The sequence below is a fragment of the Candidatus Methanoprimaticola sp. MG2 genome (assembly GCF_047501175.1).
Taxonomy (GTDB): Archaea; Thermoplasmatota; Thermoplasmata; order Methanomassiliicoccales; family Methanomethylophilaceae; genus Methanoprimaticola.
The window spans coordinates 34839-55379 of the sequence record NZ_JBEQWH010000009.1 but is presented as its reverse complement, the minus strand read 5'-3'; the positions used below and the strand labels follow the sequence as shown (position 1 = coordinate 55379).

23 protein-coding genes are annotated in these 20541 nt (G+C 56.2%); 15 read left to right on the top strand and 8 right to left on the bottom strand.

What is annotated here, in order from left to right; genetic code table 11:
* Positions 1-97 precede the first annotated feature (97 nt).
* A complete protein-coding gene (locus tag V5D86_RS07610) occupies positions 98-550 on the bottom strand; it encodes a deoxycytidylate deaminase (RefSeq protein WP_414596085.1) in 453 nt (150 codons plus the stop codon).
* 130 nt (positions 551-680) lie between these two features.
* On the opposite strand from V5D86_RS07610, the gene V5D86_RS07605 reads away from it, so the two are divergent.
* Positions 681-1520, top strand: coding sequence for a S26 family signal peptidase (locus V5D86_RS07605; protein WP_414596084.1), 840 nt, complete (start codon positions 681-683; stop codon positions 1518-1520).
* Between the two features lie 44 nt (positions 1521-1564).
* On the opposite strand, the gene V5D86_RS07600 is transcribed toward V5D86_RS07605, so the two are convergent.
* Positions 1565-2809 carry an ORC1-type DNA replication protein gene (locus V5D86_RS07600; protein WP_414596083.1) on the bottom strand — a complete coding sequence of 415 codons (1245 nt, stop codon included), beginning with the start codon at positions 2807-2809 and terminating at the stop codon, positions 1565-1567.
* A gap of 389 nt (positions 2810-3198) precedes the next feature.
* Between V5D86_RS07600 and V5D86_RS07595 the strand changes: the two genes are divergently transcribed.
* The 4 genes from V5D86_RS07595 (at position 3199) to V5D86_RS07580 (ending at position 7482) form a co-directional block, all read left to right on the top strand.
* Positions 3199-3483 (top strand): hypothetical protein, encoded by a 285-nt coding sequence (locus tag V5D86_RS07595; protein WP_414596082.1) that lies wholly within the window; start codon positions 3199-3201, stop codon positions 3481-3483.
* Between the two features lie 49 nt (positions 3484-3532).
* Complete coding sequence (locus V5D86_RS07590) at positions 3533-4858, top strand: DUF1743 domain-containing protein (RefSeq protein WP_414596081.1); 1326 nt, start codon at positions 3533-3535, stop codon at positions 4856-4858.
* 57 nt (positions 4859-4915) lie between these two features.
* Positions 4916-6094, top strand: coding sequence for a thiolase family protein (locus V5D86_RS07585; protein WP_414596080.1), 1179 nt, complete (start codon positions 4916-4918; stop codon positions 6092-6094).
* Positions 6095-6255: 161 nt separating this feature from the next.
* Positions 6256-7482, top strand: coding sequence for a M20 family metallo-hydrolase (locus V5D86_RS07580; protein WP_414596079.1), 1227 nt, complete (start codon positions 6256-6258; stop codon positions 7480-7482).
* Here the strand turns inward: V5D86_RS07580 and ftsY are convergent, their stop codons facing one another.
* From ftsY to V5D86_RS07560, 4 genes are all read right to left on the bottom strand, one after another.
* Positions 7483-8649 (bottom strand): signal recognition particle-docking protein FtsY, encoded by a 1167-nt coding sequence (ftsY, locus tag V5D86_RS07575; RefSeq protein WP_414596078.1) that lies wholly within the window; start codon positions 8647-8649, stop codon positions 7483-7485.
* Between the two features lie 11 nt (positions 8650-8660).
* Entirely contained in the window at positions 8661-9095 is a 435-nt protein-coding gene (gene pfdA / locus V5D86_RS07570; protein WP_414596077.1) for a prefoldin subunit alpha, read from the bottom strand.
* A 2-nt stretch (positions 9096-9097) separates the two neighbouring features.
* Positions 9098-9322 carry a 50S ribosomal protein L18Ae gene (gene rpl18a, locus V5D86_RS07565; protein ID WP_414596076.1) on the bottom strand — a complete coding sequence of 75 codons (225 nt, stop codon included), beginning with the start codon at positions 9320-9322 and terminating at the stop codon, positions 9098-9100.
* A gap of 117 nt (positions 9323-9439) precedes the next feature.
* Positions 9440-10672, bottom strand: a complete 1233-nt coding sequence (locus tag V5D86_RS07560; protein ID WP_414596075.1) for a DNA primase small subunit domain-containing protein — start codon at positions 10670-10672, stop codon at positions 9440-9442.
* A 135-nt stretch (positions 10673-10807) separates the two neighbouring features.
* On the opposite strand from V5D86_RS07560, the gene V5D86_RS07555 reads away from it, so the two are divergent.
* The 3 genes from V5D86_RS07555 (at position 10808) to V5D86_RS07545 (ending at position 13331) form a co-directional block, all read left to right on the top strand.
* Positions 10808-11644, top strand: a complete 837-nt coding sequence (locus V5D86_RS07555; protein ID WP_414596074.1) for a TatD family hydrolase — start codon at positions 10808-10810, stop codon at positions 11642-11644.
* 4 nt (positions 11645-11648) lie between these two features.
* Positions 11649-12380: an MBL fold metallo-hydrolase gene (locus tag V5D86_RS07550; protein ID WP_414596073.1), complete on the top strand. Its 732-nt coding sequence runs from the start codon at positions 11649-11651 to the stop codon at positions 12378-12380.
* Positions 12381-12443: 63 nt separating this feature from the next.
* Entirely contained in the window at positions 12444-13331 is an 888-nt protein-coding gene (locus V5D86_RS07545; protein WP_414596072.1) for a zinc metalloprotease HtpX, read from the top strand.
* An 87-nt stretch (positions 13332-13418) separates the two neighbouring features.
* Here V5D86_RS07545 and hxlA read toward each other — a convergent pair whose 3' ends face one another.
* On the bottom strand, positions 13419-14711 hold the full coding sequence (gene hxlA, locus V5D86_RS07540; RefSeq protein ID WP_414596071.1) for a 3-hexulose-6-phosphate synthase: 1293 nt from the start codon (positions 14709-14711) through the stop codon (positions 13419-13421).
* A 100-nt stretch (positions 14712-14811) separates the two neighbouring features.
* Between hxlA and V5D86_RS07535 the strand changes: the two genes are divergently transcribed.
* From V5D86_RS07535 to V5D86_RS07525, 3 genes are all read left to right on the top strand, one after another.
* On the top strand, positions 14812-15189 hold the full coding sequence (locus V5D86_RS07535; protein WP_414596070.1) for a zinc-ribbon domain-containing protein: 378 nt from the start codon (positions 14812-14814) through the stop codon (positions 15187-15189).
* Between the two features lie 205 nt (positions 15190-15394).
* On the top strand, positions 15395-15877 hold the full coding sequence (locus tag V5D86_RS07530; RefSeq protein WP_414596069.1) for a low molecular weight phosphatase family protein: 483 nt from the start codon (positions 15395-15397) through the stop codon (positions 15875-15877).
* The gene (locus tag V5D86_RS07525; RefSeq protein ID WP_414596068.1) at positions 15874-16413 is read left to right on the top strand and encodes a DUF367 family protein; all 540 of its coding nucleotides are present in this window, start codon (positions 15874-15876) and stop codon (positions 16411-16413) included. Before V5D86_RS07530 ends, V5D86_RS07525 begins: the two co-directional genes overlap by 4 nt.
* A 71-nt stretch (positions 16414-16484) precedes the next feature.
* Here V5D86_RS07525 and V5D86_RS07520 read toward each other — a convergent pair whose 3' ends face one another.
* The gene (locus tag V5D86_RS07520; RefSeq protein WP_414596067.1) at positions 16485-16652 is read right to left on the bottom strand and encodes a 4Fe-4S binding protein; all 168 of its coding nucleotides are present in this window, start codon (positions 16650-16652) and stop codon (positions 16485-16487) included.
* A gap of 216 nt (positions 16653-16868) precedes the next feature.
* Between V5D86_RS07520 and V5D86_RS07515 the strand changes: the two genes are divergently transcribed.
* From V5D86_RS07515 to V5D86_RS07500, 4 genes are read left to right on the top strand one after another with little or no spacing between them, the layout of a single operon-like run.
* Positions 16869-17108, top strand: coding sequence for a hypothetical protein (locus V5D86_RS07515; RefSeq protein ID WP_414596066.1), 240 nt, complete (start codon positions 16869-16871; stop codon positions 17106-17108).
* Positions 17105-19201, top strand: a complete 2097-nt coding sequence (locus tag V5D86_RS07510) for a minichromosome maintenance protein MCM (protein WP_414596065.1) — start codon at positions 17105-17107, stop codon at positions 19199-19201. The genes V5D86_RS07515 and V5D86_RS07510 overlap by 4 nt, the downstream gene beginning before the upstream one ends.
* Positions 19198-19494, top strand: coding sequence for a DUF424 domain-containing protein (locus V5D86_RS07505; protein WP_414596064.1), 297 nt, complete (start codon positions 19198-19200; stop codon positions 19492-19494). The genes V5D86_RS07510 and V5D86_RS07505 overlap by 4 nt, the downstream gene beginning before the upstream one ends.
* The gene (locus V5D86_RS07500; RefSeq protein ID WP_414596063.1) at positions 19491-20519 is read left to right on the top strand and encodes a 60S ribosomal export protein NMD3; all 1029 of its coding nucleotides are present in this window, start codon (positions 19491-19493) and stop codon (positions 20517-20519) included. Before V5D86_RS07505 ends, V5D86_RS07500 begins: the two co-directional genes overlap by 4 nt.
* The last annotated feature ends 22 nt before the right edge of the window (positions 20520-20541 follow it).

Genomic DNA, 20541 nt, shown 5'->3' with positions numbered 1-20541 from the left:
TCCCCGACCCTGGGAGTTCGTATCTTTTTGCCATACTTAATGCTAACCCCTTTTCTAGAAAGGGAACAGCCAGACAATGTGCCTTTCTAGACAGAAATCAACTGGAAGGATGATACTCACGAATCAGGACATCCGTCTCCTTGAGGAGACTGTGGGAGAGATCATCGATATAACCCTCGTCATAGACGATCTCCTTGATGCCCGCATTGATGAGGATCTTCGCACACATAGAACACGGGAATGTGGTCGTATAGATCGTGGCCCCGTTGACACTGACTCCAAAATAGGCCGCCTGAGTGACCGCATTCTGCTCCGCGTGGACTCCCCTGCAGAGCTCATGCCTAGTGCCAGACGGTATGCCCATCTGCTCCCTTATGCAACCCAGCTCCTCACAGTGACGGGTCCCTTTGGGAGATCCGTTGTACCCGGTGGAAAGGACCCTCTTATCCTTCACGATGACAGCTCCGACCTTCCTCCTGAGACATGTGGACCTCGTAGAGATCAGTTGTGCCATCTCCATGAAATACTCGTCATTGCTGGGTCTTTCCATGCTATCGATATCGTGCACTTCATATTAAAGAAGAGAACGTGAAACATGTTTGTAACATACTAATTTAGTAAGTATATACCCCCTGCAGGTCCGCCTATCCTATTTATCTAATACATACCCATACAGGAACGTGGAAAAGGAGACCAAGAAGCTCATTCTGACCATCGGGATCTTTGCTGTGGTTATAGGAGGCGGATATTGTGCCCTCATAGCATACACGGGATCGACCGTACCGTTCAGCTCCGTGGTTTCAGAGAGCATGCAGCATGATAACGACAGATCCTCCATAGGTGTGATAGACACAGGAGACATCGTCGTCGTCAGGGATCCTTCGAAAACGGACATACAGAGCTATGTGGAAGGTCTGAGCACAGGACACAGCTCCTTCGAGAACTACGGCTCGGTCATCATATACAACAGGGACGGACACAACCCGGTGATCCATCGTGCCATAATATGGCTGGATTATGAGAATGGGAAATGGTCATCGTCAGAATTGAGGAACATCGAAGGTCAGTGGCATTGCGAATACCTGGGAACCGATGGCAAATTGATCAAGGGAACAGACCCCGACGATCTCAAAGGGACCCTCTACTTCCACGACATATACGGAAAGACCCCGTATGTGAACCTCGATGACCTCGAGAAGAAGAGCGGATACCTTACCATGGGAGACAACGCTGTGACGAATCCCAATTTCGATCAATCCAGCGGCATCATAGACCATTGTATCTCATTGGAGAACATAAAGTCCGTAGCCGTTTTCGAGATCCCTTGGATAGGTACGGTGAAACTGATGATGAACGGGAACGAGAACCTTTCCCATGTCCCCAACAGTCTCCCTTCCCTCATAATGGCTCTTATCACGATATTCTCAATACTGTTCTTCGTCGATCTGATCTACATGAACAGATTCAACAGACAGATCCAGGACAGAATAGGTCTCTCGAAGGGGATCGGAAGGAGGTAACCCCCCCACCCCTCCATTTCCACTGGAACCGAAAAAAGGATGCCTCACATCAGAGTGCGCTGTGTCGGAGGCTTGTAATCCTTGAAGAGATCGTCGGATTTCACCATCTCGATGAGATCCCTTGGAATGCAGAGTTCTATCTCCTTTGTGCGACCGGTCCTACCTGTGGATTTTATGCGAGCATGGATTATCCCAAGCATATCCAATTCCTGAATGAGTCCAGTGATCCTCCTCTGTGTCAGAGGTGATTGACCGATGCATTCGCAGACGGACTTGTAAGCCGCGTACGTATCTCCTGTGGTCATCGTCGGAAGTCCTTTCTCGGTGTTCTTTATGATACCTAGGAGAAGGATCTTCGATTGGATGGTCAATGTCTTGATGACCTCGACTATCGCATCGACCTCGATCTTACTCCTAGCGGATTTCACATGAGCGGAAGTGATCTTGGGATCCCCTTGCCTCTCCGCGATCTCCGCCGAGATCCTCATGAGTTCAAGGGCCCTTCTAGCATCTCCCATCTCCTGCGCAGAAAGAGCGGCACAGTATGGAATGACATCATCATCCAACACTCCGGTATCGAAAGCTATGTCAGCTCTGTTGTAAAGGATGTCCTTCAATTGTTCCACATTATATGGAGGGAATACCAGCTTCTCTTCACCGAGTCTGCTCTTTATCTTAGGACTAAGAAGTTCGGTGAATTTCGCATTGTTCGTTATCCCGATGATGGATACCCTCGATTTCTGAAGCACTTCGTTTATCGTGGTGAGATAATAGAAGATATCGTCACCATTCTTTTGAATGGACCTGTCGATCTCATCGAGAACGATTATGAAGACCTTGTTCTCCTTATCTATCATCTCAGTCAGAGTCGCAAGGATCTTATCCAGACTCCAACCTGTGAATGGGATCTTATTTTCCTCGATGTTATTGATGATCTGATTGGAAATGCTGTATAGGATACCGTATGCAGTGTCGTTCACTTCACAGTTGATGTAGATGAAATGGACATTCTCCTGTTGAGGATCCGCCTTTCTCAATTCCTTCCCTATGAAGTTCATCACAGCGGTCTTTCCAGTTCCGGTCTTTCCGATGATGAGGATGTTAGATGGTTTGTCACCATTCAGGGCAGGCGCGAGGATCTCCACGATCGCATCGATCTTATCCTTTCTATGAGGGAGATTGTCCGGTATGTATGTTGTCTGAAGAATTTTGGAATTCTTGATGAGGCTATGTCTGCTCTTGATGTACTGTGTGAAGATGTTCGCTTCGTTTTTGTTTTCTCCAGCCATCAGACAACCTCTGTTTCCACTGAAACCCATAATCCATATAAGTGTTTGCCAAACCTTTGTTTCCATTGGAAATTTCGAAAAGAATCTGAGCACTCTCTCTAAATTCGTTTTATATTTGAACGATGTTCGAGAATCAATATCAGGAGTGTTTCCTAAATGAAAGGATGGCTTGTAATAGGTGCTTGCGTGCTTGGAATCGTTGCATTCATTGGAGTTTTGTACATTCTCGGCACCATATGATACGATCTCGAAATCACCCGTACTCTGTTTTTCGGTTCCAGTGGAAATGGAGGGGTGGGGGGGTTGGATGCGGCCTTCACGTTTTCCGACGGAAGTAAGTGTTGACGCACACCCTCTTCTTTTTATCCTGAACAAATAAGAGTTGCAGCATGTCCAAGGTCAGGTATGCTGTTCTGGGATTCGCCGTCGTATTGTTGGTCTTGTTCTTCTGTATAGGATCCGATGATGATCTCCTTTCACCCGAGCATACGGGCATAGTGGTCGATGTGAACGAGGGGGATAATGGTTTCACATTCATTCTGGAGACCCGTGATTCGGATATCAGGTGTTTCTCATCTGATATTCCGATGGAACTTGGATACTATGGGGTCATCGGAGATTTCTCCAAAGATGGTAGGATCTTCTTCGTGGAGCAATTGATATATCTGGACTGATGGATGTGCATCCATCCTGACATGCGAATGTTCGGAATCTGGAGAGATAATGTACATATCTGTGGATGATACGGATTCCATGCGTGGAAATTGTACAACATTCCTCGCTACCGAGATCATAAGAGAGTTGGATGACCTGGACCTCATAGGCAATCCCCGTCTCGTCCGTCTCAATCCCGCTACTCCCTGGAAGACCCGTGGTAATGGTTCCCTCGTCATGCGCTTCGGTCGTGGTTCGGGTCCCAAGAGGTTCATAGGGATGATCGGTGACAGGGAGCTGTTCTGCTTCGACAGTTGTACAGACTATGAACCTGACCCTCAGGAGCTGAGGAGAAGGATAATCCCGATAGTGGAGAGGAACCATGATCCTGATTTCTCCGATCCTGGGCTGTTGATATCCAAGGTCAAGCCTTCACAGAAATTCTATTGGAAAGGTGTTAGGACGATCCTCGACCGTGAGATTATCGATCCGGAGATCGAGAGGATAGGCGGATTGACATTCGAGATACGTCAGGGGCGCGGATTGATCGGATGCGTATGCGGCATGGCCTGGAGGCCCAGGGACAGTACGTTCGAACTTCTCACATACAGGCCCAGGGACAGATGGGGAACCGAGAGGATCTTCGATCCGGAGAGCATAGGGATGATGGATTCCAGGTATGGTTCGACATTCAATTCCTGGGAGCCCAGATATCATAAGGTCGCCATGGTCCCGATGACTCCCTGTCCTGTCATGTACGGTCTTCGTGGAGATTCCGAGGATGATCTGATCGAGGCTTCGAAGGATATAAGGACGGAACCCATCGATAGATGGGTGGTTTTCCTGACCAATCAGGGAACGGACGATCATATAATCAAGAACCCCAAAGCATTGGTCCCTGACCAATCGTATGCCTTGAGAGGGAATGTGGCATCCCGTTCCAGACATATCGAGGGAGGTCACACGATCATCGATGTCGAAACATCGCATGGTCTCATATCATGTGCCGCCTATGAACCTTCCAAGGAGTTCCGTTTCGTTCTGGATTGGTTGAACGAAGGTGATGAGGTCGAGGTCATCGGGGAATTGAGGGATGTTCCGAGGACCTTGAATGTCGAGAAGATCCATGTTATATCGGCGGGACCTGAATCGGTCAAGATCTCCAATCCCATCTGTCCGATATGTTCCAGGACCATGAAGTCCACAGGGAAGGGTGGGAAATTCAAATGCAAGAAGTGCAAGACCCATTCCTTCGAGCCTGTGATGGGTCAGGTGCGCAGGCAGATGGTTCCCGGATGGTATGAGCCTCCGACCGCAGCAAGGCGTCATCTTTCGAAGCCTCTCAAGAGAATGGGTGTCGTTCAACCTGTTGAGTTCGTCAATGGTCGTAGTTGAGTATCGACACCCTTTTATAATGTACGCAGGATGCAAAGTCCAGAAGGGGAATATCCAATGGACGAGGCAGTAATTATCAGCGCTGTAAGGACTCCTATAGGAAAGTACGGGAAAGCACTTGCAGGTTTCAAAGCGACCGAGCTTGGTGCGATGGTCGTGAAAGAGGCCATCGACCGTGCCGGTGTCCAGGCCACCGATATCCAGGAATGCATAATGGGAAACGTCATAGGTGCGGGGCTCGGACAGAATCCTGCCAGACAGGCCGCCATAGGTGCGGGGCTCCCCGTGGAGATCGGTTCGTTCACCGTCAATGCGGTCTGCGGCTCGGGATTGAAGGCTGCCATGCTCGCTTCCGATGCCATCAAGGCCAAGCAGTACGAAGCACTGGTGGTCGGAGGGATGGAGAGCATGTCCAATGCGCCTTACCTAATGCCCGGTGCAAGATGGGGATACAAGATGAACAACCAGACTGTCGTCGATTCCATGGTCCATGACGGTCTCTGGGACATCTTCAATGATCAGCACATGGGATTCACCGGTGAGATCGTAGCGGAGAGGTTCAATGTCACGAGGGAGGACTCTGACAGACTCTCCATGGAATCCCATCTCAAGGCCGCGAAGGCAACGAAGGAGGGCAAGTTCAAGAAGGAGATCCTTCCCGTGACCATTCACTCCAAGAAGGGGGACATCATCGTCGAGAACGATGAGGGGATCAGGGAGGACACGACCATGGAGTCCCTGGGAAAGCTCAAACCTGTCTTCAAGAAGGACGGACAGGTCACGGCGGGGAACTCCTCGCAGCTCTCCGACGGTGCATCCGCACTTGTGATAACTTCCAGGAAATGGGCGGAGGAGCACGGGTACAAGCCTATGGCATCCATAGTGGCCTATGGCGAGAGGGGTGTGAAGCCCGAATACATCATGGAGGCTCCCATACCCACGACCAGGCATGTTCTGGATATGGCCGGGATGACCATCGATGACATCGATCTCTTCGAACACAACGAGGCCTTCGCTTCCGCTTCATGTGCAGTCAAGAAGGACCTGAACGTTCCCGATGATAAATTCAACGTCAACGGAGGGGCAGTGGCTCTCGGACACCCGATAGGATGCAGCGGAGCCCGTGTCCTCACATCTCTCATCTATGCTCTGCAGGACAGGAATAAGGAGACCGGACTGGCCACACTCTGTCTTGGCGGAGGAAATGCGGTCACGATGATCGTACGCAGCGAGTGATCCGACCTATCATCGAAAACCGAACAAACAGACCCGATGGCCCTCTTACACTGGGGGGCCATCATGGTCGATTTTTCTTTTTCCATCCAGCGTTGGTGATATCTTTTTTCCAGATGATCCGTGACAGGAAATTCTATCAATGACGTGAAGGATTACTGGATATGAAGTCCCTCGAGACAGTCCTGCATGAGATTGATGCATGCACGGACGAGATGATCGAGACGATGATTGGGATGATCCGTTATCCTGCCCTGTCGCCTATAAACGGCGGTATCGGGGAAGGTGAGAAGGCCGATTATCTCATGTCGAAGCTCGTTGGTTTCGATTCTGTCGAAAGAGTGGACGTTCCGGACGATTCGGATCCCACGATCATGAGACCCAACATCCTTGCGAGGAAGAATGGGAGAAGGAAAGGGACCGTGTGGATAGTGGCACACATGGATGTCGTTCCGGCAGGTGACCCCGACCTTTGGGACACGCCTCCCTATGAGGGCGTGTACAAAGACGGGTGCATCTTCGGCAGGGGCACGGAGGACAATGGGCAATCCGTCATATCCTCGATGTTCGCTTCCAGACCTTTTCTGGATCAGGACCTTCAGGGGATGTCCATCGGGATAGCCTATGTCGCAGATGAGGAGACCACGAGTAAGATGGGCATAGAGTATCTGCTCGATTATGGTTATTTCGATGTCGATGACATCATAATGGTCCCTGATTGGGGATCTCCGGGTGGAGTCCAGATCGAAGTGGCAGAGAAAGGGATGCTGTGGATCCGCTTCATGATAGAAGGGAAGACAACCCATGGTTCCACTCCGGACAGGGGGATCAATGCATATCGTGTCTCCACCATTCTCCTGATGGACCTAATGGAGAGCTTCTCCAAGCATTTCGGTGATTCCGATGACCGTTTCGTCGGTAAGACCTCCACTTTCGAACCCACTAAGAGGCCTGCGACCGTGGAGAACGTGAACACGATACCAGGCTATGACGAGTTCTGCATGGACATCCGTCTCCTTCCAATGTATGATATCGATGATGTGGTTGGATGTGCGAAGGAGATCGCGGCGATGTACGAAAAGTCGACCGGTGCCAAGATAACCGTGGAAGTGGTGGAGAGGCATGTGGCTGGAAAGCCCTCGTCGATGGACTCAATAGGTTTCAAGGCCCTCGTCGATGCTGTGGAATCAGTCACCGGCTCCAAACCTGTCGGTGTGGGCATCGGAGGAGGCACATGTGCCAACTTCTTCCGTCAGAAAGGATTCGATGCATATGTTTGGCAATGTGGCGGAGGGACTCTCCATGCTCCCAACGAGCATGTCGTGATGTCCAACATGATCACTGACACCAAGGTCTATGCGACATTGATGCACAGGCTCTGCCTGCAGTGATCACTCGTCGCTGAACAGACGGTCTATCATCCATTCGGTATCGAACTTGATGATGTCCCCGTATTCCTGACCGTTGCACACGAACGCTATGGGCTTGTTGATCGTGTGCGCTATGGATAATGCGGCACCGCCCTTCGCGTCGGTGTCTATCTTGGTGAGGATGATGGCATCTATGCCGACGGCCTGGTCGAACACCTTGGCCTGCTCTATCGCATCGTTTCCGGCAAGGGAGTCTCCGACGAAAACCTTGAGGTCGGGTTTGGCGACCCTGACGATCTTCTTCATCTCCTCGATGAGGTTGCTGTTGGTCTGCATCCTTCCGGCGGTGTCGATCAGGACGACATCCTTCCTCTTCGACCTGGCATGCTCTATCGTATCGAAGGCCACTGCGGACGGATCGGAGTCATGCTCCTGTTTGACGATCTTGCATCCGAGATTGTTGGAATGTATGGTGAGCTGTTCGATCGCTCCTGCCCTGAATGTGTCGCATGCGGCCAGCACCACTGTCTGACCGTTGTTCATGACGCGGTTCGCTATCTTGGCTATGGCAGTCGTCTTGCCGGTGCCGTTTATCCCGACGAACATTATGACCGTAGGTCTCTTCTGCTCGGAGAGCCAGGCATCGAAATCGAATTCGTTGATCTTGAGAACGTCGCGGACAGCGTCCCGTATGGCATGCTCCACGACCTGCTCCAGGGTGTAGGAACGGTCGTATTTCCTGCCGACGAGGTTCTCGCGGACGCCTGCTTTGATCTCCTCCACGACGGGATATGCCACATCCGCCTCAAGGAGTATGATTTCCAGCTCGTCGAGGATCTCATCCAGTGGGTCTTCCTTGATCCTCTTCCCGGAGTCCCCTATGGGGGAATCGCTGGATTCGGATCTCGCCTTGAGCTTGGCCTCCTGTTTCTCTTGCTTCTTGAGCCTCATCATCTCCTTCCTGGAGAGTTTCGGCTCCTCCTTCACAGGTTCCGGTTCAGTCTTGACGGGCTCGACCTCCTCGATTGTCTTCGGTTCGGGAGCGACAGGGGCTTCGGCGGGTTTGGGTGCGGGTACATCAGGGACGGTTTGATGTTCGGGTTCCTTCGCTTCGTAAACATCCTCTTCTTTGAGCTTCTCGCCCTTGGAGAACAGGTTCTTCATCTTCGACTTCAGGGACTCGAACATCTTTTACCGCCTCACTGCTGTATTCCTGCGTTCTGGCGCCTTACGGCATATTCCTGCTGAACCGCCTCGGACATCGCCGTGAGGTTCTGCTGGGCCTCGTTCAAGGCATCAACGGATTTCTTGAGGGCCTCTGAGATCTCTGCAGAGTTGGCATCGAGGTAGTCGATGGACTCTTCGGAGGTCTTCTGGATGGATATCCCGGACCCAATTCCGGTCACGACGGTCCTGTTGCCGGTGACCTTCACGGGGATGTAGCACGAGGCGCCGACGGGCACCATGATCTCATCCCCTTCCTTCGCATCCTTGAATGCCTTGACGGACTCAAGGGCGAGGTTGACCTCGTCGAGGGACACGCGAAGGACCTGTACCTGGCGGCTCATCGCCTCTACCCTCTCCTTGTACGCATCCATCAGGGCCAGGGCCTGACGGAGCTCGTTGTCGTCCACGATCACTCACCGATCTGGTACTTCACGACGTGGTTGGTGACGTCGTCGGCGGAGAGCTCGGTGATCTCGGTGATGTCGATCTGCCATCTCTTGAGCTTGTGCTTGCTTCCGATGGTGGACAGGGCCTTCTCCTTGACGGCGGCTTCGTCCTCGGCTGCCATCTCGATGGAGAAGGGCTGAGTCTTTCTGGGGTCTGCATAGGTTCCAGTGATGCGGAATGCTTTCATTGTGATTACCTTGGATTCGGCAAACGCAACCCCCTAATAAACCATTCGCCCGTTCTATTATAATAAGGAAGAGGAGAGGAACGGCACCCGAGGCTGAAATCCAAATGTGCCAGATGGTCAGAACAGCTTCTGTTTTTGGGATTCTTCCGACAGATAGCCGAAATCAGCCATCTTCCTTCCGATCAGGAACACGGCGGCGAACTCGGGGACCTCTGTCTCGCCCTTGAGGGAGAGGCGCTCTCCCTTGATGTCGAGGTCTGCGGGCCTCCTCATCGTGACCTTCACAGGGTCGTCGGAGTACGCGTCGGGGACGGCCATCTGCAGTGGATCGAAGTCGGTGAGCTCCTGCCTTGTGATGGGGGTCACCCTGAGTCCGCTCTTCCCATGGACCGATCCGGGGAGGCGTATGAGTCTCTTGATGTCCGCCGTGACCGGTTCGTCGACCTCTCCCGACAGGCGGTACGCCACATCCTCCTTCATGATCTTGACGAGCATGTTCTGGGTGGAGGTGGACAGCATGGCCATGTTATTTTTCTCGAAAAGGACGCCTCTGGCTCTGACGAGCTCGTCGCGGGCCTTGTATATGCTCTTGCTGTCGCTGCCCTTGATGCTCGGGTATTCGCGCTTCAGGAGCTTGGCATCCTCCGTGTCGCAGAAATCGTTGACCACGTCCATGAGGCCCACGCGCATCCTCTTCCGCCATCCTCCCGAATCCGCGGGGGGTATAAGGCGGTCCTTCGCGACATTGGTGCGCATGCCGCTCCCGGTCGCCACCCTTGATGTCGGGACACGGTTCACGGGAAAGACCCAGTCTATGTTCAGGCCAGAGCATGTGATGTAGTCCACGAGCTCCCTTCTCTCATGCGTGCCCAGTTCCATGATGTCCGGGGTGCGGACGTGCGCATGGTATCCCCTCCCTCCGGAGAACGTGATGTGTATCTGATCCTCCGAGAACCCGAGGTCGTCCATCAGGAACGAGTCCACGAGGTGCTTCATCTCCTCGCGGATCTGCAGGACCATCTGCGCATAGGTCATCTCCTTGGCGCCGTCCAGGTGATCGGCGTCCAGGTCGAAGATCAGTTCCGCCCCCAGCCATTCCTTGTCGTCCATCACCGGCGCGTTAGGCCTGCGGTAGTACGATGTGGAGTAGTAGCTGTGTGCGGGTATGTTCCCCTGCATGTAACGCCTCAGCTCGTCGGGGGCGCTGAAGGACAGGTGCCTCTGGACGAAGTTCTTGTCGAAGAACATGAAACCGAACTCCCTGCGCGCGAAGCGGTCCGGCATTATAGGACCGTCCGTCCGGTAGTACTTCTTGAACGCCTTGAGCATGAAGCGGGAGTTCGAATCCATCGTACGAACCATTGGAGACGGTGATATTTAATCTGGATGCAGGCAGCAACCATCGCCCTCTCGCGGGGTCGATCCTTCGTACCGCCCGACGGATCGAGGGAGTCTCTTATTTCAACATGAGCGTATGGGGTGTCGATGAGCGAGCAGGTGCCCGTCTACGACAACCATATCCATATGTCCCCCTCCGGACGCAACGTCGATGCCCTGAAGGAGTTCGAGGCGGCGGGAGGCACGGGACTGACCCTGGTCACGCTCCCCTATTCGGAGGTCCCCATCCACAAGGGGGGCGATTTTGCCGAATCGTACGAGGTGACCTATGCGCTGGCACAGCGCGCAAGGGAGGCTACGAGCCTGAGGATCAATATCGCCGTCGGACCGTATCCGGTGCTCATGGTCCCCCTCGCCGAAGCCTACGGGCTGGAGCGGGCCGAGGAGATGATGGTCCGCGGGATGGAGGACGCGGCCCGTGACGTGGCGGAGGGAAGGGCCGTCGCGATAGGCGAGATCGGGCGTCCGCACTTCCCGGTGTCCCGGGAGATACGGGACGCATCCAACAGGGTGCTGCTAAGGGGCATGGAGCTTGCGAGGGAGGTCGACTGCCCCGTCATCATACATTGCGAGTCCGAGGAGTATACGGACCGTTCCTTGGCCGAGATCGCGGACATGGCGGGCCTCGACCGCAGTAGGGTGGTCAAGCACTCATCCCCTCCATGGGTGACACCGGAGGAGACGCACGGCGTGATGCCGTCGATACCCGCATCCAAGACGAATACGCGCGAGGCCATCTCCAAGGGGACAGACCGCTTCATGATCGAGACCGATTACATAGACGACCCGCTCAAGCCCGGGGCGATAATGGCGGTCACGACCGTCCCCAAGAGGGTCAAGGCATGGCTGGCCAACGGGCAGGTCCCGACGGAGAGCATACACCGGATCTGCGGGGACATACCAGATTCACTTTACGGGAGATGAAATAATGGCAAGCATACTGAGCGTATATGACGAGGGCTCCGTGGTGGACACGCAGCTCATAGGCGCCAAGGGCTTCTCGGTCCTCGTCGAGGCCGACGGGAAGAGGGTCCTTTTCGACACCGGGCTGAGGGACAGGTATCTGATGCACAACATGGAGCATCTCGAGATCGACCCCGAGTCGATAGATGCCGTTGTCATCTCCCAGGCATGTCCCGACAACTGCAGGGCGATCAACGGCCTCCTCGAGGCACGCACGTCGCCGGTGGACGTGTACGCCCCCGCTGGTCTGTACTCCAAGAAATCCGGGTTCATGTCGTTCCAGGTCGGACTCTCGGACGAGAACCGTCCCAAGGCGACCCTCCACGACATAGACGGTTGGCTGGAGGTCGTGCCGGGCGTGTTGGTGTCCCCCCAGATCGACGGGGAGTCGTTCCTCGTGGTGAGGGGGAAGCAGACGGCGGTCGTGTCGGGACGGGGAGTCAACGGCCCGGGGCCCCAGCTGTCGGCATTCCGCTCCAAGTTCGGGTTCGATGTCAAGACGTACGTGGGAGCGGTCCTGCTGGAAAAGAGGAAGAAGACTGTGGCCGAGCAGTACGCCCTGGAGTTCGAGTCATACGGTTGCACGGACCTTCATCTCAACCATTGTACGGGACGTGACGGGATGACCAACCTGAGGGCCCATTTCGGTCTGAAAGGTGTCGACGACTTCTACGCCGGGATGATGCTGGAGCTGTGAGCCGGAGCGAAGTTCATTGTATTAGTTTTATATAGAAGTTCAGATAAAGAAGGGGTGATTAAAATGTACTGGCGTCTCAGAACCGCGGCGATGTTCGCAGCGATGACCCTGATACTCGTGGTCATCGGAGGGCTCGTAGGCTATCTCTTCAAGAATTGGATGATCGGAATGGCGGTGATGCTCGTCATCTCGATAGCATTCAACTTCTACGCCTACTTCTTCTCCAAGGGCATGGCCCTCAGGGCCAACAAGGTCCAGCTCGTCACCCGCGAGCAGGAGCCGAGGCTGTACGGCATAGTCGAGGGCATAGCCCTGAAGGCGGGGCTTCCCATGCCCGAGGTCGGGATATCCAACGTCCCCATGCCCAACGCCTTCGCCACGGGCAGGAATCCCAAGAACGCCGCCGTGGTGGCGACCAGGCCCCTGCTCAGCCTGCTGACCGACGATGAGCTCGAGGGTGTGATGGCACACGAGATGTCCCACGTGAAGAACAGGGACATCCTGGTGATGTCCGTGGCGTCCACCATGGCCTCCCTCGTGGCCTACGTCACCAGGGTGGCCGTCTGGTCCTCGATGTTCAGCAACGATGAGAACAACGGGCTTTCCCTCGTGATAGCCCTGATCGCAGACATAACCCTGCCCATCGCGGCCATGCTCGTCCAACTGGGCGTGTCCAGGAACAGGGAGTACCTCGCGGACGAGTCCGGGGCGAGGATAACCGGGAAGCCCATGGCCCTGGCGAGCGCCCTCACGAAGATCGAGAGCGGATGCACGACCAAGGCCAACAACTACGACAACCCGTCCTATGAGAGCGTGTGGATATCCTCGCCCTTCGGAATGAAGAAGGCCAGGGGTCTCGTCAACCTCTTCAGGACCCATCCCACGACCCCCGACAGGATCGCCAGGCTCAAGGCCCTTGACGAGGAGATCAACGGGATAAAGCACCTCTGAACCATTCCTTCAGAGGTCCGATGGAAAACGACCTCCCTCTCCGGATGCCGGAGAGGGAGGTCATTAGATGATTGTTCTCTCAGAGGTTCACTGTACGGGCTCCCATTTGGCGAGCTCGTTGACCTTGGAGAGTGTGGAACCCCTCTCGATCTCCTCGCGGGTCCTGTTCTCCCTCTCATGAACGTCCAGGGCCCTGTTGGCGACCTCGACGGCCGATTCCTTCGGTATGACCACGATGCCGTTCTCGTCGCCGACGATCCAGTCCCCGGTGCGGACCCTCTGCCCGCCCACGGTGATCTCGATGCCTATGCCTCCATATCCCTTGGGCTCTCCGGCGCAGGGTGCCACCGTGCGGGAGAATGCGGGGAACCCGAGGTCCCTGATGTCATCTATATCTCTGACGGCTCCGTCTATGACGATCCCCTTGACCCCCATGACCATGGCGGAATGGGACGCAAGCTCCCCCCAGACCGCGACCGGCGCGCCGCCGACATCGACGACAATGACGTCGCCTTCCTTGGCGCGGTCTACAGCCTCGACGGGCTTCGCCCAGTCCCCGTTCGTCGTCTGAACGGTCAGTGCCCTCCCCACCATCTTCTGTCTGTGGGCGAGGGATTGGGGGAGGATCCCGAACATGACCCCCTGCTTGTGGAACGCATCGGATATGTTGCATGTGGAGACTCTGTTGAACGCTTCGAACAGGTCCTCCTCACCGTATTTCTTCGCGAGGTCCGTGTCCACCTTGGCGCCGGACATGGCCTTCTTGATGTTCCTGGCGGCCTCGGCGATGTTCTCGGTCTTCAGGATGGCTCCGCCGACGATGACGTCCGATGCCCCTGCCTCGACGTACTCTCCCGCGTTCTCGGCTGTGATGCCTCCGGCGACCGCGACGGGTATCGAGACCTCGGACACGATCCTCCTGAGAATGTCTATGGGGGGCTCCTCGCCCCTCATCTGGCTGTCGATCCCCATGTGTAGGCAGATGTATGCCACTCCGAGCTCCTCGACCCTCTTGGAGCGTGCGACCTTGTCGGGGACGTTGATCATGTCGACCATGATCTCCGCACCGTACTTCCTTCCGGCCATGACGGCCTCCTCGATGGTGGCATCGTCCGCGAGCCCGAGGACGGTGACGATGTTCGCACCGGCCTTGGCCATTATCTCCACCTCGAACGATCCCGTGTCCATGGTCTTGGTGTCGGCTATGATCATCCTGCCCGGGAATTCCTTGCGGAGGACACGTACCGCCTCCGCACCTTCGCTCTTGATCAGCGGTGTGCCCGCCTCGATCCAGTCCGCTCCCCCGTCCACTGCCTCGTGTGCGATAGGGACGGTTCTGGACAGCTGCATCAGATCTAGGGCCACTTGAAGCGAGGTCATGCGAAAATCATCAGGGCTACTATATTTGGTTCTTTCCCGTTTGGAAAGATGTGGGTACAGCCTTAAACGTGGCACGGTGAGACGGTATCGGGAGTAGAGGATGTATTGTCCCAATTGCGGAAAGGAATTGCCGGAAGGTGCTAGGTTCTGTCCCGACTGCGGCTTTTCCTCCAACGGGTTCGGTTCCGGCGGCAATGTCGACCCGAACACCGCTATAATGTTCAACAAGAAGTCGGAGGGGCTCGCGCTGATCCTCTCCCTGTTGATTCCCGGCCTCGGTCATATGTACGCGGGCAAGGTCACGAAAGGGCTCTGGATCCTGATAGGGGCCATCGTGTGCGCCGTGCTCTTCCCGTATGTCATTGTTACGGCGATTGGCGTTCTGGCTCTATGGGTGTATGGGATGTACGATGCGTACATCACGACCAAGGAGTACAACGAGTATTTGATATCTCACAGCGGTCAGAGGCCCTGGTGATCTCCCCGGAATGAGGGGTATGCCACTCAGCTCGCCCGTCTATCATCAGCGTTCAGCTCGAAAAAACGATCATCACCGTGGCATGCAGTCCATGGGCGAGCGTTCCTTTAACTCTTATGCCGCCTCGGTCGTATATGTCCGGTCTGCGGTAGGGGCCGGGAAGAATCATTTATCAATGTGACAGGCATGGACAGGGTCGATCTGCATGTTCAAGAAGAAGGAATCCAAGCCGAAAATGCGCGTCCTTTTCGTCGAGGCGAAGAATGATTTCGCATCTCAGATCGCCGAGTACTTCGCAAGGCAACTCTTTGATGACATGTATGAGCTGTACAGTGCCGGACCGGAGAAGGACATCCTCGATTGCGAGATGGTTTCCTCGATGTATGCCAGCGGGGAGGACATCAGGCGGCAGATCTCCAAGGATTTCAAGGACCGCGATTTCCTCAGGGAGGACGAGGACTACGACGTCGTCGTCTACATGGACAGGCCCACATTCGAGGAATGGTCCGGGAAGACCCCTTGGAAGGGCAGGCAGTTCCTCGCAGAGGTCAGGCAGCGTTCGGAATACACCGCGACCGACGACCTGGAGCTCTTCAACGAGTACGTCGCCTCCATGAATGAGGTGAAGGCGTGGGTGGAGGCTAACATGGCCGATCCCGAGAGCCTCAGGTCCCTGGTAGTCGTATGATCCCGGTGATAGTCTACGACGAGTGCCAGTGCGATCCGAAGAAGTGCACGGCCAAACGGATGCTGAAGTTCGGTCTGGGCAAGGAGGCCAAGACCCTGGGCGCCATACCTTCGGGCTCCGTGGTCCTCTCGCCGTTCTCCGACCGGGCACTGTCCCCCGCGGACATAGGTCACGCCAGGAAAGGTCTCGTCGTGATGGACCTCACCTGGACGAACATCGACAAGTTCCCGCGCATGAAGCGTGTGGAGGAGAGGGCGTTACCATATCTCCTGGCCGCGAATCCGATAAACTGGGGCCGTCCGATGGAGCTCAACAGTGCCGAGGCCGTAATGGCGGCATTGTACATACTGGGTCAGAAGGAGCAGGCGGAGACGTTCCTGGGAAGGTTCAACTGGGCCCCGGAGTTCATGAGACTCAACGGAAACCTCCTGGAGGACTACTCCCGGGAGAAGGACAGCACAGGGGTGGTCCGCGTCCAGCAGGAGTATCTGGATTCCATAATCGGCGATCGTCCGGGCGACGAGGGACAGGACTGACGTCCGTTTTACAAAGTTGTCAAGAAAAATGGGTTTCTCCCGCCCGTTATGCGAGCGGGAATCAGCGGATCTCAGCAGGAGATGGCGCTGGAGGGGCACTCGTCGACGCAAGCGCCGCAGTCAACGCATTTTCCAGCGTCGATGACTGCGATGTCGTCGCAGGTGATAGCTCCCTCGGGGCAGACGTCGACGCAAGCGCCGCACGCAACACACTCAGACTCGTTAACTTTGGCTGCCATTACAGTAACCTCGTCCAGGCGACCGCTTAGCATCTATAAAATGGGTGCGGATTCTCATTCAGGATCCGATGGGATCCATTCAGCATGCGGTGCGCGATCGGCGACCGCATCCGGGACGGCCGCGATCCGGCCGTCTTCCGGTATCGTCGCGATATCACGGCGGGCATATGAGCGACAGACATACCTTTATCTTAGATGTGGGCATGGTTCGAAGGTATGAGCGGAGATGACCTTCTCGGGATGATATGGGGGGCCTTGGGGGACGATACGGTGACCACCAAGGAGGCCACGGACAGGCTGGAGCAGGCATTCGGATACAGATGTCCCGACGATTTGGCCAAGACGTTCATGAAGTACAAGAAGCAGGGGCTCATCAAGGGGAGGATCTCGATGGACCACGGCGGGTGGGTCTGGTGGGTCGACGAGGAGTGTCGCTCCGGGGAGGCGCAGCAATGACATCCAACTATCAGGATGAGGACATCCAGGCCGCATGGAACGACGTGTTCTCCAAGGACAAGTACCGCATAATGATCTCCTGCATAGCGGACAACTTCCCTCAGAAGAAGAGCGTGAGGGTGGACTATGCGGACATAAACATGGTGAGCGTCGATTTCGCGATGTTCGTCCTGGAGGAGCCGGACCGTTGCATCGAGATAGCCCGCAAGACCGCCATGTCACTCGTCCCCAGCATCAGCCGTCCCGGCGAGACCATCAACGTCAGGATATACAACCTTCCGAGGGATGCCAAGGTGGACATACGCAACCTCAGGGCGGACCACCTCCGCAAGCTGGTCGCGGTGGAGGGTCTGGCCAGGAAGGTCACCACCGTCAGGCCCAGGATGACCTACGCCCTGTTCAGGTGCGCCCGTTGCGGCTCGGAGATATGGGTCGAGCAGCCGGGGATGCTCCTCAAGGAGCCCATGATGTGCAACAACCCGGAAGGCGGGTGCAACAAGCAGTCCACACGTTTCAACCTGGACGAGAAGGCCTCCGTGTACAAGGACACCCAGAAGATAGAGATCCAGGAGAGCCCGGAAGGTCTCAGGGGCGGGGCCCAGCCCGAGAGGATCACCGGATACGTCGAGGACGACATAGCCGGGGAGGTCACAGCGGGGAACAGGATAACGCTCAATGGGATACTCCGTTCGGCGGAGAAGACCGAGAGGGACAAGACGACGGTCTTCGAGATCTACCTCGATGTGATCTCCGTGGAGTTCGAACAGCACGAGTATGATGAGATCACCATCACGGACGAGGACGAGAGGAAGATCCTCGAGATGTCGCGCGACCCGATGCTGTATGAGAACATCGTCCGTTCGATATCCCCCTCGATCTACGGTCTGGATGCGGTGAAGAAGGCCATCGCCCTGCAGCTCTTCGGAGGATGTCACAAGGAGATGGACGACGGGACCGTGATGAGGGGCGACATGCACATCCTCCTCATCGGAGACCCGGGAGTGGCCAAGTCGCAGCTTCTGAGGTACATGAGCGCCCTCGCGCCCCGCGGCATATACGCCTCCGGGAAGTCCGCCTCCGCCGCAGGTCTGACCGCCGCTGCGGTCAGGGACGATTTCGGGGACGGGAGATGGACCCTCGAGGCTGGTGCCCTCGTCCTCGCGGACAAGGGACTGGCCTGCATCGACGAGCTGGACAAGATGACCGACCAGGACAGGTCGTCCCTGCACGAGGCGATGGAGTCCCAGAGGATCTCCGTCGCGAAGGCGGGCATCACGGCGACCCTCCAGTGCAGGTGCTCCATGCTTGCGGCGGCGAACCCCAAGTACGGGAGGTTCGAGGAGGAGTCGTCGATCGCGGACCAGATCGAGCTGCCACCTGCGCTCATGTCGCGTTTCGACCTGATATTCGTCCTCACGGACAAGCCGGACAAGAAGAAGGACACGGCCATCACGGAGCACATCCTCAACGCCCATCAGCGCGGACAGGTCAGGATGATGCACGAGGGGGACGTCGTCCCCGGCATAGACCCCAAGAAGGTCCTGGACATGACCGACAGCATCCGTCCCGTGTACGAGCAGGAGATGCTGAGGAAGTACGTCGCATATTCCAAGAGGATCACGCCGATCATGACCGATGACGCCAAGCGGATCATCGAATCCAGTTTCCTGAGGATAAGGAGCATGGGCAACGGAGGGAACTCGGTGCCGATCACCGCCAGGCAGCTGGAGGCGTTCGTTCGCCTTTCGGAGGCATCGGCGAAGATGAGGCTGAGCACCACCGTGACGGACATGGACGCGAACCGCGCCGTGGACCTCGTCGAGGACTATCTGAGGAGGATCGCCGGCAACGACGAGGGCGGCTTCGACATAGACAAGATCGCCACGGGGATAAGTTCCAAGGACCGCAACAAGATTGATGTGGTGCGCTCCATATTCAGGGAGTTCGGGATCGACGGTCTGAACTCCGACGAGCTCATGCAGCACGGGGCCAGTCAGGGCCTGGAGGATTCCGATGTGACCCGTGCCCTGAAGCAGCTCAGCGATGCCGGAGAGATATACAAGAGTCCCGCAGGGATCTACAAGTTGGCATGAACATGTACGTAAGGATCCATACACACGGAGATGAGAGGATCGTCGCCGCATGCGACGAGGACATCGTCGGACAGACCTTCCGCGAGGGATCTGCCTGCATGACCGTCCACAGGGACTTCTATGTCGGCGAATCGCTTCCGGAGGAGGCGTTCGTGGAGCGCCTGAAGATCGCCACTATCATCAACCTGACGGGCAACGAGGTCGTGGCCATAGCCATACGCGAGGGCTTCGTGTCCCCGGATTCCGTCATGGACATCGGGGGCATCAAGCATGCTCAGGCGGTGTTGATGTGAACTTCTGCGTCAAGTGCGGGGCGGAGTGTGAGGAGTCGATAGACGGGCTCTGCATCGACTGCTGGCTCGCGGGGCGCAAGCTCATCGACCTGCCCCATCACGTGGACCTCCACGTGTGCACCAACTGTCATGAGTACGACATCGCGGGCAGGTGGGTCCGCAAGGATCCCGACATAGCGATCCAGGATGCCGCCGTGGATTCCCTCATGGCGGTGAAGGGCGCTGACGTCGTGGGCGTGTCCACGACGATGGAGGAGCAGGATCCCCGCACGTACGTGGTCGGCGTCCACGCGGAGTGCGACGTGATGGGCTACCCGTCGGAGGGCGAGGCCTCCACGATAGTGAGGATAAAGAACACGGTCTGCAGACGCTGCTCCAGACAGCTGGGCAGCTATTACGAGGCGATACTCCAGATAAGGACCGCCTCGGGGAAGCTCAGCGACGAGATGAAGGAGGCGACCCTCGCCATGACCGAGAACTCCGTCGCCAGGCAGGCCGCGAACAACAGACAGCTGTTCATAACGAAGATGGAGCTCGTGGCGGGAGGCGTGGACGTCTACCTGTCGTCCATAGCCCTGGGCAAGTCCCTGGCCAAGGAGCTCGCCGAGGCGTTCTGTGCCGAGACCAAGGAGTCCCCCAAGCTGGTGGGGCAGACCACGGACGGCCAGGACATGTACCGTCTCACGTATCTGGTACGTCTTCCGGACTACAAGGTCGGGGACGTCGTCGTGTTCCAGGGGAAGCACTGCAAGCTCACCCGCGTGAACGGCAACGGCGGGAGGCTCACGGACCTGCGCGACTTCAGGGACCGCGCCGTGCGCCGTGCGGACATGGTCGACGTGAAGCTCTACGAGAGGTCCTCCGACCTGAGGGAGGCGACGGTCGTCAGTACATCCGGTTCCGAGATACAGGTCCTCAGCCCGTCCAACTACTCGACGGTAGACCTCCGTGTCCCGGAGGGTGCGGAGATCGGGGAGACCGTCAAGGTCGTGACCATCGACGACGCCCTATACTACGTGCCGTGACGGTACGTTCCAAATATGGCGA

What these genes read in the sequence shown, in the direction of transcription:
- V5D86_RS07535 (WP_414596070.1), top strand. Translation starts at nt 14,812, where the DNA reads ATGTATTGTCCCAATTGCGGAAAGGAATTGCCGGAAGGTGCTAGGTTC.
- V5D86_RS07600 (WP_414596083.1), bottom strand. Translation starts at nt 2,809, where the DNA reads ATGGCTGGAGAAAACAAAAACGAAGCGAACATCTTCACACAGTACATC.
- V5D86_RS07595 (WP_414596082.1), top strand. Translation starts at nt 3,199, where the DNA reads ATGTCCAAGGTCAGGTATGCTGTTCTGGGATTCGCCGTCGTATTGTTG.
- V5D86_RS07515 (WP_414596066.1), top strand. Translation starts at nt 16,869, where the DNA reads ATGAGCGGAGATGACCTTCTCGGGATGATATGGGGGGCCTTGGGGGAC.
- V5D86_RS07525 (WP_414596068.1), top strand. Translation starts at nt 15,874, where the DNA reads ATGATCCCGGTGATAGTCTACGACGAGTGCCAGTGCGATCCGAAGAAG.
- hxlA (WP_414596071.1), bottom strand. Translation starts at nt 14,711, where the DNA reads ATGACCTCGCTTCAAGTGGCCCTAGATCTGATGCAGCTGTCCAGAACC.
- ftsY (WP_414596078.1), bottom strand. Translation starts at nt 8,649, where the DNA reads ATGTTCGAGTCCCTGAAGTCGAAGATGAAGAACCTGTTCTCCAAGGGC.
- V5D86_RS07505 (WP_414596064.1), top strand. Translation starts at nt 19,198, where the DNA reads ATGAACATGTACGTAAGGATCCATACACACGGAGATGAGAGGATCGTC.
- V5D86_RS07590 (WP_414596081.1), top strand. Translation starts at nt 3,533, where the DNA reads ATGTACATATCTGTGGATGATACGGATTCCATGCGTGGAAATTGTACA.
- V5D86_RS07560 (WP_414596075.1), bottom strand. Translation starts at nt 10,672, where the DNA reads ATGGATTCGAACTCCCGCTTCATGCTCAAGGCGTTCAAGAAGTACTAC.
- V5D86_RS07530 (WP_414596069.1), top strand. Translation starts at nt 15,395, where the DNA reads ATGTTCAAGAAGAAGGAATCCAAGCCGAAAATGCGCGTCCTTTTCGTC.
- V5D86_RS07545 (WP_414596072.1), top strand. Translation starts at nt 12,444, where the DNA reads ATGTACTGGCGTCTCAGAACCGCGGCGATGTTCGCAGCGATGACCCTG.
- V5D86_RS07555 (WP_414596074.1), top strand. Translation starts at nt 10,808, where the DNA reads ATGAGCGAGCAGGTGCCCGTCTACGACAACCATATCCATATGTCCCCC.
- V5D86_RS07510 (WP_414596065.1), top strand. Translation starts at nt 17,105, where the DNA reads ATGACATCCAACTATCAGGATGAGGACATCCAGGCCGCATGGAACGAC.
- V5D86_RS07580 (WP_414596079.1), top strand. Translation starts at nt 6,256, where the DNA reads ATGAAGTCCCTCGAGACAGTCCTGCATGAGATTGATGCATGCACGGAC.
- V5D86_RS07550 (WP_414596073.1), top strand. Translation starts at nt 11,649, where the DNA reads ATGGCAAGCATACTGAGCGTATATGACGAGGGCTCCGTGGTGGACACG.
- V5D86_RS07585 (WP_414596080.1), top strand. Translation starts at nt 4,916, where the DNA reads ATGGACGAGGCAGTAATTATCAGCGCTGTAAGGACTCCTATAGGAAAG.
- rpl18a (WP_414596076.1), bottom strand. Translation starts at nt 9,322, where the DNA reads ATGAAAGCATTCCGCATCACTGGAACCTATGCAGACCCCAGAAAGACT.
- V5D86_RS07520 (WP_414596067.1), bottom strand. Translation starts at nt 16,652, where the DNA reads ATGGCAGCCAAAGTTAACGAGTCTGAGTGTGTTGCGTGCGGCGCTTGC.
- V5D86_RS07610 (WP_414596085.1), bottom strand. Translation starts at nt 550, where the DNA reads ATGGAAAGACCCAGCAATGACGAGTATTTCATGGAGATGGCACAACTG.